Genomic DNA, 15,778 nt, shown 5'->3' with positions numbered 1-15,778 from the left:
CCAGGCGGTATCGCTATTCTGATAGCATTCGCTGGGTTAAAAGAAAATTAATTTAGCGCTTACAAATTGGCTGTCGGGTTAATGAAAGGCTAAACAAATTGTTCTCATTTAAGTGTGATTTTACCCGGTCAGCGGGTGGGCCAGGAGGTTTCAGCCGGTCGTGAACCCCCTGCTGCAATTTTGCGCAACGACACCAAATGACGTTGGGGTAAAACTGTTTATTTATTTAGTTATATTGGTTGCTAGCCGTTGTAGTTGTTGACTAGTTGCCGTAAACTTGACCTTAGGATACATAGTAATCTTTTAAATGGAGGCGGAGTTAAATGATGACGCATACACACTGGCTGACCTTACTGGCAGTCGGATTGGCGGCCAGCGGTCTGGCGGGTTGTTCATCGAGTTTGAGTGGCCATCAGGTCAAGGATGCCCTCAAACAGGCGCAATCGAGCAAGAAGACCAGCGGCAAAACGGCTAAGGACGAGTCGATCATCAAGGCCGCACAGGAACTGAACGCTGACGGCAAATATAAAAAGTCTAATCAAAAATTGAGTACGATCAACCTGACCGATTTGAACAAAAAGGGCTTTGGCGCGCTCAAGACGGAATTTTTCAGCTTACAGAAGAGTAATGATAAGTTTTTGCTGAAGAAAAACCAGGGCAAGACCACGGGAACCAGTGGCACGACCAGCCAGGCTAGCGGGGGCACGACCACCACGACGCCGACCACGAATCATAGCTTTGATGGTTACAGCAAGTACACCGGCGACTATTACTTCTACAACGATGACGACGGCGACCGGCAACAAGAGACCCTGACGATTCACGGGGATGGGACCGTGGTTCAAAATAACAATGACGGTTCAGCCTTCCACGGAACGGCGACCATCAAGAACTCCAGCGCGACCGGCGTGCTGTCCTATGACGTGACGACCGGCACCAACGATACCAAGACCATCGACGCCAACGTTGAGATCGACGTGACCTGGAGCAATGGCGAGCACGAGGCCTACTACGGCTACACGTCGTACGATGATGATATTGTCTTGACCGATGGTAATTCCTACGATGGCGATTTAGTCAACGAAGTTTGGATGCAGTAATTCAGTAGAATAGGCAGATGAGGGTGAGCCAAAAGGCGATTAGCCGGCGAGCATTAAGGCTGCTAACCGAATAATCCCGGGCTGGGATTGTTGGGTTGTCGGGTTTAAGCGGCACCGGCTGCCGTTTGGCGCACGTTTCAGCTAGGTAAAGGTGACGCGAACGGGCCCGGGAGGTTTTTGTCCCGGGCTCATTTTTTGAGGAGGCAGAAGTTGATGAAATGGCGATGGTGGCTAATTTTTGGCCTGACAATCAGCGCGGGGATGGCCTTAGCGGGGTGTCAACGCCCAGTAGCAGCGCATCCCGCCACGCACACCACGGCGTCGTCGGCGGTGCGTCACTCGCAAACGCAGCGCTCAGCGACGTCGAGCAAAGCCCGCCACACCGCGGCTAAACCGAAATCAGCTCCAAGCCGGGTCCAGCTGCCCCTGCGGTCGATTGCCCAGCGGACCGTGGGCCGGTTGACCGGGCAAAATGCGGTCTATATCCAGACCACTGCTGGCCAAACACTGAGCTGGCACGATCGTTCGCAAAAAGCGGCCAGCGATATTAAGTTATTTATTCTAGCCACGGTCTATCGACAGGTGGCGGCGGGGACCTTTCAGCTAGCCACGCCGTATACGTTACGGGAAGCCGATAAGGTCGGTGGCACCGGTAATTTACAAGCCCAACCGGCGGGTACCCGCGTCACCAATCAAGCGTTGCTCAAGGCCATGATGACGGTGAGTGATAACACCGCCACCAATATCATCATTCGCGAAGTTGGTGGGCGGGCCGTAGTCAATCGCGAGATCCAGCGGCTGGGGGCGACCCAGACGCGGTTACGCCGGCTGATGATGGACCAAAAAGCCTTGGCAGCCGGGCGAGACAACGTGACCTCGGCGCGGGATTTAGGCCAATTATTAATGAAATTGTGGCACCATCAACTGATCTCGCCGACAGCCGATACCGCCATGCTTAAGTTGCTGGCGGATAATACCAATCACACCAAATTACCGGCGAACGTCCCGGCCAGTCGCCAAGTCTACAACAAGACCGGTGAGTTTGACACCTACGGGGTGGAAAACGACGCCGCGATTTTCGCGCACGGTCAGCGCGCAGTGGTGGTCGTGGTACTGTCGCAACACGGTCATCTAGCCGAACAGATTCCGGCGATGAACCGGCTAGGCCAACAGGTCGATCACGCGGTCTTTACGGCCAAGTGATCGGCTCGTCTGGTTGTGGCAGGTGGCCGTATTTAACCGCCGAATCCTTGCCAAGAAACGTTTCGCTCGCCAGTCGAAGGGCTATAATGGACCTAGCTAAGCGGATGAGAGGGTTGATTGGATGAAAGAAGACATGCAAGCACATTGGCAACGCGAGCAGGCGGCCTGGAAAGCCCGGCAACAGGCAGAATTGGCCAAGCTGCGGGGCGCGCAACGCCATTTGTACCTGAACGTGGGCGCGTATTTGGCGATTTCCGTGATCGAGTTTTATCTCGCGGTGATCGGCCATTCACAAACCTTGCGTGCCGATGCGTTTAATAATTTGTCGGGGATCATTTCCTCGGTCCTGTTGCTGATTGGGATCTACATTGCCCGTGACATTCATGACGACGACCTGATGGGCCAACCGCTGCCGGAGGACTATAGCCACAGCGGTCAACGGCTTCAGTTAACGCGGTTTCACTACGAGACGGTCTTCACCATGATCACCGGGATCGTCATGATTGCGATTGCGGCCAGCGTCATTTATGGTGGCATCAAGAGTCTGATGCACCCGGGCGACCAGGAGATTCCCCAGCCGATTACCTTACTGGGGGCCGGCGTGGCGACGGTCATCATGCTGGGCGTCTGGTGGTTGAACCGGCGCGCCGGGCGGAAATTGAAAAATGCTGCCCTCACGGCCGCGGCCCAAGATAGTTTGAGCGACGCCGTGACCAGCCTGGGCACCATGATCGCTATTGGCGGTGCGCTAGCGTTTCAGCTGACTTGGCTTGATGGGGTCGCCAGTCTGTTGGTCGGGATCTTTATTTTGACGGCGGGCATCAAGATTTTCCGCGAAAGCAGTTTGAATCTGGCGGATTACTTTGACCCCCAAGTCGAAGACCAGTTCCGACAAGCGGCGGCTGGGTTTCCCAGTGTTAAATACGTGGCGGATTTGAAAGCCCATTACAACGGCAACGTGGTGACGGTCGATCTGGTCATCGCGGTCGACCCGCACATGGAAGTCAAGGACAGTTATCGCCTGGGCGAAGAGATCGAAGCGGCCATGCGCCGCGAATTCGGGGTCGTCGATACCAACGTGATGGCGGTGCCAGCAGAATAGTGACTCACTGAAAATGATTGGTTACGGAGAGATGTCGGTAACCAATCATTTTTCTTGCTATTAGTTATTATTAATAATTATTAGTTATTAATAATTGATGAACCAAGTATACTTACCAAAAGGTGCCTACTCCCCAAATGGGCGGTTAGGGCGTACAATAGGGAAAAATAGTTGGGAGGTCATCACGTGAAGAAGTCATATGACAATGGGGTTGAGGCAACGCTGGGCGTCATCGGCGGTAAATGGAAGCCGCAACTGCTCTGCCACCTGGGTAATCGGCCGCAACGAACGTGTGACCTGCGGCGGGAATTGCCGGCCATTTCGCAAAAGGTGTTGACGCAACAACTCCGCGAGCTCGAGCAAGACGGCATCATCGTCCGGCACGTGTCCGGTGAGCGGGCCCCTTTTAAAGTGACTTACGCCTTGACGGATTTGGGCCGGTCATTGGGCCAAATCTTGGTGCAGATGTCGGTGTGGGGTGAACGCCGGGCCAGCGAGGTGCCGGACATGGAAGTCACCCATGATCACAGCGGCTTTAGCCATATTTTAACGACGAACTAGCGTCTGGAGCACAGTTTTTCAGACACTTGACCTAGGAGGTACTTTTAAGTGCCTTCTTTTTTTATTTGGCCAAGCCGGTTATGCTAGGTCTCGTTAAGGAGGTGGCCCAATGCAGCCAACAGTTCGGGGCCTGGCGGTGACGCACAGTCTGGTCGGCACGCCCACGCAATGGCACTTGCTCTTGTTGCTGGCTGACGGGCCGCAATTCGGGAGCCGGTTGCGACGCCAATTGCCGCGATTGCAACGGCGCCAATGCGGGGTCGGCCTGTGGCAATTGTGGCGCCACCACCTGATTATGTTTCACGTGAAACACGGTTGGACGTTGACCACCGCGGGCGAGACGCTTCGACCGATTTTAAACGCAATCCAAACCTGTGATCAAGAAAGGCGGAAACTTCCATGACTTATCATTTTCAGGATTCTTATGCATTTGCGAACGGTGTGACCTTAAAGAACCGCGTGGTCATGTCACCCACCACGACCATGTCCAGCTTTTACGACGGGCACGTGACCAATGATGAAATCGACTTTTACAGCGCCCGGGCTGGTGGTGTGGGGCTGATCATTGGTGAAGTTGCCAATGTTGTGCCCGGTGGTAAGGGCTTTGAAGGGGAACTGTCGATTGCCGACGACACGGATATTGACGGTCTCAGTAAGCTCGCCAATGCCATGAAGCGCAATGGGACCAAGGCCGTCTTGCAGATCTTCCACGCCGGGCGCAAGTCTAACGACAGCATCTTGCGTGGCCAACAACCGGTCAGTGCCAGCGCGGTGAAGGCCGTCTTTCCGGCCGATTCCCAGACGCCACGAGAAATGACGGCCGACGAAATCGACGAGCTGATCGTAGCCTTTGGTGAGGCCACGCGGCGGGCGATTGCGGCGGGGTTTGACGGCGTCGAGTTGCACGGGGCCAACACGTATTTGCTCCAGCAATTCTTCTCACCCAACTCAAATCGCCGGACCGACAAATGGGGTGGCGACCGCGATGCGCGCATGGGACTGGCCCAGGCCGTGATTGCCCGCGTCCACGAAGCCATCGATACCTACGCGGACCGGCCATTCTTACTGGGCTACCGCATCTCGCCGGAAGAAATCGAAACGCCCGGTATCCGGTTGGCCGACAGCTTGGCCTTCCTGGAGATGTTAGCGGACTCCCCAGTGGATTACGTCCACATGTCCATGGGTTCCGCTCTACGGACCTCATTGAACGACAAGTCCGACCACGAGCCGATCATGAAGAAATTTGTTGCCCAATTAGCTGGGCGTAAGCCGTTGATCGGTGTCGGGTCCGTGGAAACCCCCGCCGATGCCGAAGCCGTTTTAGCCATGGGTGCCGATCTGGTGGCGATGGGCCGCGAAATGATTCGCGAACCGCAATGGATGGAAAAGGTCGAGGACCACGATGAGGCCAGCATCCGCTACCAGCTGTCCCCATCGGAAATGACCGAATTGAAGATTCCAGTCGCCATGCAATACTACCTAAAAGGGGCCTTTTACTCGGTGATGCACTTCACCACGGATCCCGCTACGGCGGTGGATTACCAAAATGAAGCGGCACCGATGGAAGGTTTCGAGAAGAAAATGTAGGCCGTTTTCGATATTAATTTCGCGAATAGAAAATACTTGTTAAAGCAAACTTGCCCAACCTGGGAGGATTCTCCTGGGAGTGGGCAAGTTTTTTGGTTATTGGGTAATTTTAACCTGACCGGAACCGCTGGTGATGGTCAGGGGATGTTGGCCGGCGACGGTGTAGTTGTGGTTACTGGTGGCGACGCGGCGGCCGTTGAGGTGAGCCTGGCCGTTTTTTACGGCGACGTTCAACCCGGCGCTCGTTAGCTGGGTCAACGTGGTGCTGCCGTTGTCCTTGATCAATCGGCCGGCACCCGTAACGGTGAGACGGTGGGCCTGAGTCGTGCCGTTGTGGTGGTGGATCTCGAGGTGGTGGGTCGTCAGGTCGGTTAGGTTGAGCGTGCCGTTGAGCTGATGGATGGTGACGGCGTCGAGGTCATCGGCGTTGGCCAGAGTGAGCACGATCTTTGCGGACCGTCCCAGTGTCAATTGGTGGCGATCCGCCGCCGTTTCGGTCAGACTGAGGGTGTCGTTTTGCTGGTCCAGGTGATACTGGTCGGCGGCGACGTTGGTCAGGTCCAGTCGGTTTTGGGCGCCGGAACGGATGGTGACCACGGCCGTTTGGACACGCAGATTCAGGGCCTTAGGTGCCGCGGTCAGCGTGACTTGGCGGTCGGTGAGGGAGCGCACGGTCAGCCGGTTGACGTTGATGCGGTGATGACTGGCGTTGGCCCAGGCAATCAGGCCGCCAGAGACGAGGGCCAAAACGAGGATGATGATACTGATCGTGATTAACATTTTTTTCATATTAACTCCTTTGTGAGTGTGAATGAATATTATTTAAATTCATTCACTTTTATTGATAAAAAAATAACCGCACTGGCTATTTTAAAACGACTTTGAGAATCCCAGTGATCAGGTCGTTGAGCACCTGAAAGTAATCGTCCGTCTGGATCTCGCTTTGATGGAAATCCATGACGGTGAGGGCGTTGAATAGGCTAACGGCACGGGCCTTGGTCATGGTCGGCGCCAGTAGGCCTTGTGCCTGCCAGCGGTCGATCAGCGTCAACAGGGTGGCGTAGACCACGCTATCGGCGACGACGTTTTGGTTAGCCTGGGCAATCTGGCGATTGAGCTTGGGATTTTGAAACCATTCTTGTAAGATCAGGTTGTCTGCGGATTGCGTGAAAATTTGGCGAATCACGGTCCGCAAGACGGTGGCCGGGTCGGCGGTGAGGTCCACGTTGGCCAGAATGGCCCGTTTGACCCGCTCGTTTTCCGCGTTGTAGACGGCTAGGAAGATGCTTGACTTGGCATCATAAAAATTATAAAAGGTGCCGACCGCGACGTTGGCCCGGGCGGCAATGTCGGCGATACTGGTGGCCTTGAAGCCGTTGGCCAAGAAAAGGTCGCGGGCGGCCGTGAATAAACGTTGTTGTTTATCGTCCATGTGAGGTCCTCCTTACTGAATGAATATTAAAACAATTCATTCATTTTGTCAAGAAGAGAGATTGAGAAAGTTGGCCAACAAAAAAGACGCCCAGTCCCGTGACCAGGCGTCTCAAAGATTAAAAAATTGTGGTTACTCCAACGACTCTTCCACAACCGGCTCAGCTTCGGCTGCCAAGCGGGCTTGTAACTGCTGATCATAGGTGCGCACGCTAGGCATGGCCAACATGGCTAACCCACAGATCAAAGACCCCACGCCGCCGATGATAAACAGCTTTTCCACGCCAATCGCGTCGGCAATCGGCCCGGCAAAGATCAGGCCCACGGGCCCGGCGATACTGGTCAGGGAGTTTAAGACACCCAGGACTCGGCCCAATTCGTTAGCGGGGAAGCTCTGTTGAATCATCGCCATCAGTAAGGTGCTGTAAAATGGCGTCACGGCACCGGCCAGAACGTTTAAAATCACAAACCAAACGAAGCCGGTTTGATTGCCGGGCAAAAGCCCACTGCCGCCAAAGGTCACGGCCATGGCGATGGTTGCCCAAAAGATGGGTTTCATGCGGTCACGCCAATTGCCGAACAGGCCGATGATAGCGCCCCCGCCCAGCATGCCGACCGAATAGATGACTTCGATCAGCCCGGCCTGGCCGACCGTTCCGTGGAAATAACCCATGGTCATCAACGGATACAGGCTGGCGGCGGGCATGAACATCAGCGTAAATGTCGCGCCGATCATGGTGATGGCCCACAGACCGCGGGTGTGGCGGAGCTTATCCAGCCCAAATTTGGCATCGGCCAGGACGTGGACCTTTTCGTCGATCACCGGATGTTCCGGAATCATGACGAAGGTCAACAGGCTAATCCCAATGATGGCGCCCAAAACATCCACTAAAATTAAGAAATTCATGGGGATGATGGCAAATAGAAAGGCCCCGAGTGCTGGCGCGATAATCATGTTGGCCGACTGGACCATGCCCAGCTGGCCGTTGATGCGCGTCAGTTCTTCAGCGGGCACCATGGTCGGTAGAATCGACTGAATGGTGGGCATCTGAAAGGTCTGCGCGATGGAACGGACTAAGAGTGAAATGAAGATCAGCCACAGCGGAAAGGTCGCCTGTAGCGTCCCGACAACGGACAAAATAATGGCAAAGATGGCTGCGACCACGTCGGGAACGATCAACAAGGCTTTCTTGTTGAGTCGGTCGACGAAGGGGCCAACGAACGGACTAAGCAGGACCATCGGCAACATGCCTAGCAACGTGGCAAGACTGAGGACCGTGGCCGAACCGGTCTGTTTGGTCAGATACCAGATGATGGCGTATTGCACGACCATACTGGTGATTCCGGACAGAAACTGACTGGTTAAAAATAAATAAATATTGCGCCGCCAATGCGGAAGTAAAGTTGTTTCCAAGGGTTATCCCCCCTTTTATAAAATACGCAATAAATGCTTCACAGGCTGTTAATATTAGCATATTAGTAAAGGGGGGACAAGAAACTTGACTCGGGAAATGAAAGCGGCACCGATGACGGGTTATCCGCCGTTTCGGCTAGCCGACAAGGACCCACGACCAACAAAAAACCATGGCCCAATGTTGCGGAGGTCATGGCTGATTTGGTGCGGTTATTGTGATGCATGCTAGTGGGAGCCGGTCAAGCTTACACCGTTTGGTCAGCGGCTGTGTCGCGCAAATTTGACGGCACAAAGCTATCGGGTTCGTGGTTTTTCATGATGGTCGCATAGTGCTCCACCTTGAAATTGATGGTTGAAAGATGGTGCTTTAAGTCAGCGATTTCGTTTAGTGTCCGTTCCTGTTGCGCTTGCATCATGGCGTAGCGTTCAGGAATGGTACTGTCACCCTCTTGGACCAAGTCGAGATAGTGTTGAATCCGTTCAACGGGCATCCCGGTGCCCCGGAGGCAAACGATGACGTGTAGCCATTCGAGGTCCACGTCATTGAAGACGCGGTTGTTGTTCTCATCGCGTTGCACGTACGGCAACATGCCGTGATCGTGATAATACCGGATGCTATAAGTAGAGATCCCTAGCTTTTGGGCGACTTCGTGAATGGTGTAAGACATGCCCGGTTCCTCCTTCAAGGGTTAGCGTTCGACTAACTGTAAGTGATGCTATCTATCATACGCGTCTCATTTGACTAGCGCAAGCATTTGTCTTGGAAATTTAAGCAAAGGGGTTGCCTTCAGGTAGGGCGAAGGGGGTACACTACGGGATGAAGAAAGGTGGTGGGGGTGTGAAACAGTTTAACGTGCAACGTGCCGGGGCGGACTTCGAGCCGCTGCTAGCGTGGTCAACGGATCCGACAATCAGCGCGGCGGCATTGAGTGGCCCGGATGCGCGCGATTTGTTGGTGATCGATGAGGCTACCGATGCGCTTAAAATCGTGCCACAACTCTCGGCCGAAACGTTACTGGACCGGGTAGCCCACAGCATCTACGGTCGCTTAGCCGATCAGGTGACCGCGGCTTGGCCAAGCGCCACGGCGCCCACCACGCCAGCCACCTACCTGCTAGTCGACCTGGCCGCGATGGACCACGCCACGGTCTTGGCCACGCTAGGAGCCCTGGTGGCCTTGATGGTGGCGCAGCACAAGGACGCCGCCGTGTCCCCCGCTCGGTTGAACGGCATGGCCGGTCAGGCGCAGTGCTGGCTGCAACAACTTGGCCTATCGGAACATCAACTGCTGTTGCCGGCGGGGGTGACGGTCTTGCGGCAGCTGTTCCACCAGCTCTTGGACCAAGATGCCAGTTGTGACGCGTACGTGCCGTTAGGGTGCGATACGCGGGCTGGCAAATTGGCGCAAGACGCGGTGGCTCTGACAACGGGGCACCTGACAGCCTTAACGTTGCCCCCAGCTTGGCAGTTGTTGCGAGTAGCCGGGACGGAACGGCAATTACATCGGGACTAATTAAATGCAACCCACAAAGATGTGGGCCACGATGGATTGCGTGGCTCACTTTTTTAATCCCTAAACCATACGCGAATTTAATAACGATTTTAATTATAAATGTTCGTATATTTGAGAAAAATAGTAGACTTTTTCGCGATTGTCCCGTATGATGATGAAATAAATACGAATTTTAAATGAGTGGGGGAATCAGGTGTGCATTGGTTGGCGGACTTGTTAGCGGCGATTGGCGTGGTCTTAAACGGCATTCCACAGGGCATCATGGCGATGTCGTTGGGCTTTGCCATTTTTCCAACGATGTTTTCATTTCTCTTTGCGTCGGGGGTCAATGGGGTCTTCGGGGCCGTGGCGCCGCTGTCCTTTCAAGCCGAGTCGTTGGCGTTGACTGGCAAGTTGGGGCGAGATCTGCGGGAACGCACGTCGATCATCCTCGGGGGCTCCATGATCATGTTGCTGATCGGGGTGACCGGTACCCTGACCAAAATCGTCGCCATCTTGGGTGACCAGATCATGGCTGGGATGATGGCGGGAGTCGGGGTGATGCTGGTCCGAATTGCCCTGGGGATGGCGAAAAATGAGCGCTTGACCGGGTGGGTCTCCGTGGCCCTAGCTGCCCTGACGTACTTGGTGACCAAGGATCTGGTGTGGACCATCGGGGTGTCGGTCGTGGGGGCGAGCCTGGCTGCGGTGAGCCTACAACACTACCGCGCCGAACTGCCGGCTCACGTGACGGCGCGCCGGTTCGTCTTTACCAAGCCGACCGTCAATCCCCGGGTCATCCGCGGAGCCTTGAGCTTGGCGTGTTTAAACATTGGCGCCAACATCTCATACGGGTTGATCACCGGTGAAATGACCGGGATCAAGCCCAATCCGGTAAATCTGAATCTGTTGACTATCACGCAGTCGCTGGCCGACATGGGGACGAGTCTACTGGGTGGGGCGCCAGTCGAGACCATCATCTCGGCCACGGCCAGTGCTCCGGAGCCCGTCGTAGCCGGCATCATGATGATGCTGATTATGGCGGCGATTCTAGCGGTCGGCTGGTTGCCCAAGTTGGGGAAGTACGTGCCCAGCGCCTCGATTGCCGGTTTTCTGTTCATCTTGGGAGCGGTGGTCATCTTCCCCGCCGATGCGACGACGGCCTTGCACGGTGCCGATGCCACGATTGCGGCGTTGACGTTAGTCGTGACGGCCACGGTCGACCCATTCGCTGGTCTGTTGACCGGCGGCGTGTTGAAATTTGTCTTGCCACTTTTCGGACTGGGGGTTTAAGTTGTGAAAACATATCAGTTGAAGATCGGACCACTTACGCGCCAATTGCCAATCATTCCCATTAGCCAGGACCTAGCCATCGCCTCGTTTGTGCTGTTGGGGGATGCGGAACTGACGGATTACGCCGCCAAAGAATTGTTGGCATTCATGCCGGCGGACTTTGATTACTTGGTGACCTTGGAAAGTAAGGGCATTCCGCTGGCCCAGGAACTGAGTCGGTTGACCGACCATCCGCAATTCGTGGTGTTACGCAAGTCGACCAAAGACTACATGCGCGCGCCCATCAAGTTGCCAGTCAACGCCATTACCACCAGTGCGCCGCAAGAACTGGTGCTGGACGGCACCGACGCCGATCGGTTAGTGGCCAAGCGGGTGGTGATCGTCGATGACGTCATCAGTAGCGGCGGATCATTGACGGCCGCCCGTGCGCTGATCGAACAGGCCGGCGCAACGGTCGTGGGCCAGCTGGCCATCTTGGCCGAAGGCGGGGCGGTCTCGCGGCGAGATATCCGATATTTGGCGGAGTTGCCCCTGTTTCCGTTGGATTAGACAAAAAACACCAGCTCCTCAACGCTCGCAGTCGCTGAGGGGCTGATGTTTTTAGATACTGAAGGTTGAAAGTGAAATTAACGCGCTGATTACCGTAACAGTAGTGTTTTGACATTTAAAATTGGTGAAACCAGGCGCCTGCGTCAGCCAGGGTTCCGCCTGCTCTGGGGAACACCTCCAGCCTGAGGGGCTGTCTTCCGGTTCGCTTGAAAGCCTGGCAAAAATCACCAGTCTCTCAAGTCGTCCCGCGCTGTAGGCTGAGACAAAACCTCAGCCAACACCGCCGACACAGCTGGCTCCACCCTGGCTGCCTCCGGCAAGGTTGACGTCTATCAGCAACATTGTGTTAATTAAAGACTAGTCGTCAATGGCAGCTATTATCTGGGGTTAAGATGACTGTTGCTGGCAAGCACTACCTTAGCCGAGAGTTCGCCAAATATGGGTTCAGCCGTGGGAGTTGCCTTAGCGGCGCGGTTCATGCCGCTTAGGCAACTGGCGTCTTTGAGACGTGAACTTCGGCTCAAAGCGAGGCGTCGAGACCGCCCTTTGGCTCGGCCCGTCCGCCCCAGCGTTCCAACCCATATTTGGCGAACGGTAGGCGGCCAGTTCGGATTGTGAGGCTGAAAACGACTACTTTTGACGTCACGAATCGCATGATAACAATGGGTCCAGTTGATTTTTGTCTTTCAACCTTCAGATATATCAAAATTGATTATTTAAACAGGTAAACCTTGGTTTCGTAAGGCCGCAACGTGGTTCCCTGGTCGTCGGCGTAGTTACCGATGAGCTTTTCACTGGCCGTGGCCTGGTCGTAATCGCGGGTCACCGTTTGGTCGGTGAAGTTACTGATGACCAGTAACGTTTGGCCCTGGTAGTGGCGTCGGTAAGCGAAGACTTGGTCGTCGTCGGGATCGAGTTCCTCGTAGGTGCCGTGGACAATCAAATCGCTGTTGTGGCGCAGGGCGATCAGCCGCCGGTAGTAGTTGAAGACAGAGTGGTCGTCGTCGACTTCGGCCGCGGCGTTAATGGTGGTGTAGTTGGGATTGACCGCAAACCACGGCTGCGCATCAGAGAAGCCGGCGTTGGTGGTGTCATCCCATTGCATTGGCGTGCGGGCGTTATCCCGGGACATGTGGGATAGGTAGGTCAGCATCGTCTTAGGTTCAATGAGCTTTTCGTCATCCACAATTTCGTGGTAGGCGTTGAGGCTCTCCAGGTCTTCGTATTGGTCCAACGACGTGTAGTGGACGTTGGTTTCACCCAGTTCTTCACCTTCATAAACGTACGGCGTGCCTTGCAGCATGTGTAGCGTCGTGCCCAGCATCTTCGCGGATAAGTCGCGGTAGGCGGGGGTGTCGTTACCGAAGCGAGAAACGGCCCGTGGTTGGTCGTGGTTGTTCCAGTACAGGCTGTTCCAGCCCTTGCCGTCCAAGGCCTTTTGCCAGCGTGACAGGGCATCCTTTAATTCGGTCAACTTGACTGGGGCGTCGTTCCATTTGCCCAGCCGCTGGTCGGGGTTAGGCGAAAGACCGACGTGTTGGAATTGGAAGACCATGTTCAGCTCGTTGGCGTCTAAACCGGTGTAGGTAATGGCATCGGCTGGCGTTGACCCCGGCATTTCGCCGACGGTCATGACGTCGTAGTGAGAAAGCACTTCGGTGTTCATTTCTCGCAGATAATCGTTGAGCTTCGGGCCATCAGAGACCAGGGGTTCGACGTTACCGTACGGGGCACCAGGGGCTTGCGGCGCATCGGGGAGACCGGCGGGTTTGGAGATCAGGTTGATGACGTCCATCCGGAAGCCATCGACGCCCTTATCCAGCCAGAAACGCATGAGGCTCCAGATCTCTTGACGAACCTGGGGATTTTCCCAATTCAGATCGGGTTGGCCCGGCGCAAAGAGGTGCAGGTAGTACTGTTGACGCTTGGGTTCAAACGTCCAGGCCGATCCACTGAAGTAAGAGCCCCAGTTGTTCGGCGCGTGGCCATCGACCGGGTCGCGCCAGATGTAGTAGTCGGCGTAAGGATTGTCCTTGGACTGACGACTTTGTTCGAACCAGTCGTGCTGGTCGGACGTGTGGTTGACCACCAGATCCATCAAGATCTTGAGCCCCTGTTGATGGGCGGTGTGCAGCATCGTGTCGAAGTCGGCCATGGTGCCGTAGACGTCTTGAATGTTGCGGTAGTCGCTGATGTCATACCCATTGTCCTTGTCGGGTGACTTGTAAATGGGGTTCAACCAGATCACATCGGCGCCTAACCTTTTGATGTAAGGCAAACGTTGGGTCAGGCCGGGGAGATCCCCGATCCCATCGTGGTTACTATCCTGGTAACTGCGTGGGTAAACTTGATAAACGACGGCGTTTTTCCACCATTGCTTGGACATAAGATAAAACCTCCTATAGAAATACGTTAGCTTTAGTTTACAGAATTTTCGGATAATTTGGGATGAATAACACTCACCGCGACGGCGCCTAAGAGAAAGGCGATGCCGGCGATGACCAACATGCCGGGCATGGATTGCCCAATGGCCGGGAAGATGGCGAAACTGGCGAGCGATGCGATGATCTGCGGTAAGCAGATACCACAGTTGAACAGGCCCAGGTAGGCCCCTTCGTTTTTCCCGTTCAAGGATTCGGTGAACAGGGACATGGCTTGCGTCTGCATGGTTAAATAGCAGATACCAATCAGGCAAAATGGCAAGACTAGCAGCCATTGTGAGTGAATGAAGTAGATCCAGATCATGCCCAGACCACCCATAATGAGGCTGATGCGGAACCAGAATTTCCGTTGGTTTGGCTTGGTGTGTGACAGAACGGCAAAGCCCCAAATAACGGCGGCCACGGACTGGATGCAAGACAGAATTCCGAACCAGTTACCGGCGGCTTGATACCCGGCAGAAGCAGCATCGGCGGTGTGCCAAACGTTGTCGGCGATGGCGCCGGTCCCGTAAGTCCACAGGTATTGAATGGCGAACCAGTCAAAGAGTTGGACGAAGGAAATTTCCCAAAAGGCTCGAGGTGCCGTTTTGACTAAGTGCCAGAGGCTAGCGGTCTTTTGCTTGGCCTCTGATTTCACGTGGTGGTAACGGTTGTAGGTCTCGGGGTCGTATTCCTTGACCGAGATGATCGTGTAGATTGAGGTGAGCAACAGAATTGCGGCGCCGATATAAAAGGCCAACCGCACGGACAGCGGCACGGTCCCCTTAGCGGCCACGTTGGACACGCCAAACCAGGTCAAAACGAAGGGGAAGATGGTGGCTAAGACCCCACCCAAGTTGGAGTAGGATTGTTGCCAAGACCAGGCCAGATCCTTTTGGTCTTCATTGACCATGTCGCCAATGATCATCTTGAACGGTTGCATGCAGACGTTAGACGATAGGTCCATGAACAAGATGGCGACGGCCCCAAATAACAGGGCGGCCAGTGACGCGTAGCCAAAGCCAAAGGATCCGGCGTTAGGCAGTAGGATCATGACCAACGCCGCGATGGGAGCACCGATCATGAGGTACGGCATCCGCCGACCGAACCGGTTCCAGGTGATGTCAGAATATTTTCCAATCAGGGGTTGGACGACCATCCCGGCCAGTGGCGGCAACAGGAAGAAGAACCCGAGTTTCGTCGGGTCCGCGCCGATCGTCTGGAAGATCCGCCCCATCTGGGACGACTGTAGGGAAAAGGCCATGTTGACGCCGAAGAAGCCAAACGTCATGGCGAAGATCGTTTTTAATGGTAGTTTGGGTAGTGAGTTGTCGGCGACCGTGGTAGTGGTCGTGGTGGCGGGCTCACCATCTAAGGCGGTATTTTGCGCCATAGTGATTCCTCCTCAAAAATGAAAGCTAGAATAAGTGCCATACATCGATCGAATGAATTAAGTAACCGCTTACAATTTGAATTCTAGCACTTTACGCAAACGTTTACAATAGCTTTAAAACAATAAAGCAAACGTTTGTGTAAATTTACCCATTTTGACGGGATTGGCTTTGTGGTTTTTCCCGATTAACGGTAGAATAAGAACAGATGCAAAACCAGTTGAAAGCGAGGTGG

15 protein-coding genes are annotated in these 15,778 nt (G+C 54.7%); 9 read left to right on the top strand and 6 right to left on the bottom strand.

Annotated elements, in window-relative coordinates; translation table 11 throughout:
- The first annotated feature begins 323 nt into the window (after positions 1–323).
- The 6 genes from LKH74_RS06680 (at position 324) to LKH74_RS06655 (ending at position 5,553) form a co-directional block, all read left to right on the top strand.
- Complete coding sequence (locus LKH74_RS06680; RefSeq protein WP_287788783.1) at positions 324–1,100, top strand: hypothetical protein; 777 nt, start codon at positions 324–326, stop codon at positions 1,098–1,100.
- Between the two features lie 213 nt (positions 1,101–1,313).
- Positions 1,314–2,303, top strand: a complete 990-nt coding sequence (locus LKH74_RS06675) for a serine hydrolase (protein ID WP_287788782.1) — start codon at positions 1,314–1,316, stop codon at positions 2,301–2,303.
- Positions 2,304–2,424: 121 nt separating this feature from the next.
- Positions 2,425–3,405 (top strand): cation diffusion facilitator family transporter, encoded by a 981-nt coding sequence (locus LKH74_RS06670; RefSeq protein WP_287788780.1) that lies wholly within the window; start codon positions 2,425–2,427, stop codon positions 3,403–3,405.
- 186 nt (positions 3,406–3,591) lie between these two features.
- Positions 3,592–3,966 (top strand): winged helix-turn-helix transcriptional regulator, encoded by a 375-nt coding sequence (locus tag LKH74_RS06665; RefSeq protein WP_135368379.1) that lies wholly within the window; start codon positions 3,592–3,594, stop codon positions 3,964–3,966.
- Between the two features lie 109 nt (positions 3,967–4,075).
- Complete coding sequence (locus tag LKH74_RS06660; RefSeq protein ID WP_135368380.1) at positions 4,076–4,369, top strand: hypothetical protein; 294 nt, start codon at positions 4,076–4,078, stop codon at positions 4,367–4,369.
- Positions 4,366–5,553, top strand: a complete 1,188-nt coding sequence (locus LKH74_RS06655) for an NADH-dependent flavin oxidoreductase (RefSeq protein ID WP_287788777.1) — start codon at positions 4,366–4,368, stop codon at positions 5,551–5,553. Before LKH74_RS06660 ends, LKH74_RS06655 begins: the two co-directional genes overlap by 4 nt.
- A gap of 96 nt (positions 5,554–5,649) precedes the next feature.
- Here LKH74_RS06655 and LKH74_RS06650 read toward each other — a convergent pair whose 3' ends face one another.
- From LKH74_RS06650 to LKH74_RS06635, 4 genes are all read right to left on the bottom strand, one after another.
- Positions 5,650–6,342, bottom strand: a complete 693-nt coding sequence (locus LKH74_RS06650) for a DUF4097 family beta strand repeat-containing protein (protein WP_287788775.1) — start codon at positions 6,340–6,342, stop codon at positions 5,650–5,652.
- A 76-nt stretch (positions 6,343–6,418) separates the two neighbouring features.
- Positions 6,419–6,985 carry a TetR/AcrR family transcriptional regulator gene (locus tag LKH74_RS06645; RefSeq protein ID WP_287788774.1) on the bottom strand — a complete coding sequence of 189 codons (567 nt, stop codon included), beginning with the start codon at positions 6,983–6,985 and terminating at the stop codon, positions 6,419–6,421.
- Positions 6,986–7,117: 132 nt separating this feature from the next.
- The gene (locus LKH74_RS06640) at positions 7,118–8,398 is read right to left on the bottom strand and encodes an MFS transporter (protein WP_287788772.1); all 1,281 of its coding nucleotides are present in this window, start codon (positions 8,396–8,398) and stop codon (positions 7,118–7,120) included.
- A 245-nt stretch (positions 8,399–8,643) separates the two neighbouring features.
- Positions 8,644–9,066 (bottom strand): MerR family transcriptional regulator, encoded by a 423-nt coding sequence (locus tag LKH74_RS06635; protein WP_287788770.1) that lies wholly within the window; start codon positions 9,064–9,066, stop codon positions 8,644–8,646.
- 149 nt (positions 9,067–9,215) lie between these two features.
- Between LKH74_RS06635 and LKH74_RS06630 the strand changes: the two genes are divergently transcribed.
- From LKH74_RS06630 to LKH74_RS06620, 3 genes are all read left to right on the top strand, one after another.
- Complete coding sequence (locus LKH74_RS06630; protein ID WP_287788769.1) at positions 9,216–9,911, top strand: hypothetical protein; 696 nt, start codon at positions 9,216–9,218, stop codon at positions 9,909–9,911.
- Between the two features lie 195 nt (positions 9,912–10,106).
- Entirely contained in the window at positions 10,107–11,183 is a 1,077-nt protein-coding gene (locus tag LKH74_RS06625) for an NCS2 family permease (RefSeq protein WP_287788768.1), read from the top strand.
- Between the two features lie 3 nt (positions 11,184–11,186).
- Positions 11,187–11,732, top strand: a complete 546-nt coding sequence (locus LKH74_RS06620) for a phosphoribosyltransferase family protein (protein WP_135368388.1) — start codon at positions 11,187–11,189, stop codon at positions 11,730–11,732.
- Positions 11,733–12,444: 712 nt separating this feature from the next.
- Here the strand turns inward: LKH74_RS06620 and LKH74_RS06615 are convergent.
- The gene (locus tag LKH74_RS06615; RefSeq protein WP_287788766.1) at positions 12,445–14,118 is read right to left on the bottom strand and encodes a glycoside hydrolase family 13 protein; all 1,674 of its coding nucleotides are present in this window, start codon (positions 14,116–14,118) and stop codon (positions 12,445–12,447) included.
- A gap of 32 nt (positions 14,119–14,150) precedes the next feature.
- Positions 14,151–15,545, bottom strand: a complete 1,395-nt coding sequence (locus LKH74_RS06610; protein WP_404819923.1) for an SLC45 family MFS transporter — start codon at positions 15,543–15,545, stop codon at positions 14,151–14,153.
- Positions 15,546–15,778 lie beyond the last annotated feature (233 nt).

It is taken from the genome of Levilactobacillus sp. (assembly GCF_022646225.1).
Classification (GTDB): Bacteria; Bacillota; Bacilli; order Lactobacillales; family Lactobacillaceae; genus Levilactobacillus; species Levilactobacillus suantsaiihabitans.
Note: the sequence above shows the minus strand (reverse complement) of the source record. Positions and strands in the feature narration are given on the sequence as shown.

What these genes read in the sequence shown, in the direction of transcription:
- LKH74_RS06645 (WP_287788774.1), bottom strand. Translation starts at nt 6,985, where the DNA reads ATGGACGATAAACAACAACGTTTATTCACGGCCGCCCGCGACCTTTTC.
- LKH74_RS06630 (WP_287788769.1), top strand. Translation starts at nt 9,216, where the DNA reads ATGAAGAAAGGTGGTGGGGGTGTGAAACAGTTTAACGTGCAACGTGCC.
- LKH74_RS06660 (WP_135368380.1), top strand. Translation starts at nt 4,076, where the DNA reads ATGCAGCCAACAGTTCGGGGCCTGGCGGTGACGCACAGTCTGGTCGGC.
- LKH74_RS06655 (WP_287788777.1), top strand. Translation starts at nt 4,366, where the DNA reads ATGACTTATCATTTTCAGGATTCTTATGCATTTGCGAACGGTGTGACC.
- LKH74_RS06610 (WP_404819923.1), bottom strand. Translation starts at nt 15,545, where the DNA reads ATGGCGCAAAATACCGCCTTAGATGGTGAGCCCGCCACCACGACCACT.
- LKH74_RS06635 (WP_287788770.1), bottom strand. Translation starts at nt 9,066, where the DNA reads ATGTCTTACACCATTCACGAAGTCGCCCAAAAGCTAGGGATCTCTACT.
- LKH74_RS06615 (WP_287788766.1), bottom strand. Translation starts at nt 14,118, where the DNA reads ATGTCCAAGCAATGGTGGAAAAACGCCGTCGTTTATCAAGTTTACCCA.
- LKH74_RS06670 (WP_287788780.1), top strand. Translation starts at nt 2,425, where the DNA reads ATGAAAGAAGACATGCAAGCACATTGGCAACGCGAGCAGGCGGCCTGG.
- LKH74_RS06675 (WP_287788782.1), top strand. Translation starts at nt 1,314, where the DNA reads ATGAAATGGCGATGGTGGCTAATTTTTGGCCTGACAATCAGCGCGGGG.
- LKH74_RS06680 (WP_287788783.1), top strand. Translation starts at nt 324, where the DNA reads ATGATGACGCATACACACTGGCTGACCTTACTGGCAGTCGGATTGGCG.
- LKH74_RS06650 (WP_287788775.1), bottom strand. Translation starts at nt 6,342, where the DNA reads ATGAAAAAAATGTTAATCACGATCAGTATCATCATCCTCGTTTTGGCC.